The sequence below is a fragment of the Saccharicrinis sp. GN24d3 genome, assembly GCF_052400645.1.
Taxonomy (GTDB): domain Bacteria; phylum Bacteroidota; class Bacteroidia; order Bacteroidales; family Marinilabiliaceae; genus Saccharicrinis.
The window spans coordinates 1-1,286 of the sequence record NZ_JBQTGI010000079.1 but is presented as its reverse complement, the minus strand read 5'-3'; the positions used below and the strand labels follow the sequence as shown (position 1 = coordinate 1,286).

At 31.6% G+C, this 1,286-nt stretch carries 1 protein-coding gene; it reads left to right on the top strand.

Annotated elements, in window-relative coordinates; genetic code table 11:
* Positions 1–306: 306 nt before the first annotated feature.
* Positions 307–822, top strand: coding sequence for a hypothetical protein (locus tag ACT29I_RS25670; protein ID WP_444794861.1), 516 nt, complete (start codon positions 307–309; stop codon positions 820–822).
* Positions 823–1,286: the final 464 nt, after the last annotated feature.

Below are 1,286 nucleotides of genomic sequence, written 5' to 3'. Positions count from 1 at the left end.
CAATTGAAAGCAGCTGAATTCAAGAATATTCAGGCAAGCATAAGAAGACCTTATTGAGAAATAACAACCGCTAACAACGTGTATAAAACATAGCTAATAAGTTTTTAACCCAAAGATTTGTGTATATTTAGAAAGTACACCAAATTTTTAATTTGGATTTTAAAAAGAGAAAATTAAAAACAAAATATAAAAATTTGGCTCTGTGTTAATCCAAAAAGTTAGTGTCTTTTTGCACGCTAGGTTTCATACACAAGACCGTTGTAGGGCATTTGAACGAACGTCCACTAAACATTAGAGAGTGATAAAATGATTGTATCAAAAGAGGATAAAGAAGAAAATTTGAGGATTGGTCAATTAATCAAAAAAATTGAGCTGATTGATGAAAAATATATTAAAGAAGAATCGGATAAAATATCGCAGCAACAACCTTTCCTGATTTCGTTAATTCTTGGTTATCGTTATGATTTAAAATCTCTTGAATTAGAAGAAATAATGAAAATCATCTTTCTGATTTGGGAGTTCTTTAAAGAATATCATCAAACAGAAACCGAAAAGATTACAGAGCCGCAATTTATGAGGATTCAACAACGAAATGTCCATATGCTCAAATACTTTGAAGGAGAGCAGAGCAAAAAATCAAAACTTGAAGTTATTTCTGCTGACTTAGAAAATTTAAAGTCGAAGGCGTTATTTACAGGTGTTATTTTTCAATTTAATCAGAAAATAGCACTTTTAAATATGAAAAATGAAACACGGGGTATAATATTGGTTGGGTTAAAAAGTCTAATTGAATGCTTCGAAGAAATAGCATATAAGAACTAGCCATGAAATTACAGGAAGTTAAATTTGAATCTGGAAATTGTGTAAAAGTAAAGTCAGGAATTAAAGAGCCTGATTTGGGAGAGCTGCTCTTTAAATTAGTTCGCCGAAGCTAAGGCTTCGGCTAGTGAAAAGAATAAATGTATAACCAAAACAAATGCTTTGGCTTGGTAGGGTTTTGGAGGTTCAATTTTCAAATCAGCCTACGACCCGTTCTATGTTGTAATCCAAATTTCTCCATATTTTTTCTATTAAAATTCAATACTATCAGTTCTGGCTTTGTCCTATTTGGCTGAAATAATTAAGTAGTTGATTCTAAACGTCGCTATATGTTTGTTCAATCCGGATTATACATTAGAACTTCGTCGTGAAAATTGGAAGTGAAGCAGTGGAGTGTCTTGTTTTGAAACAATTTCAATGTGTAATAGATTTTCTAATGCATATTGCGGGTTCAAATATGAAGGGAA

Coding starts and splice junctions, on each gene's coding strand:
- ACT29I_RS25670 (WP_444794861.1), top strand. CDS start 307: ATGATTGTATCAAAAGAGGATAAAGAAGAAAATTTGAGGATTGGTCAA.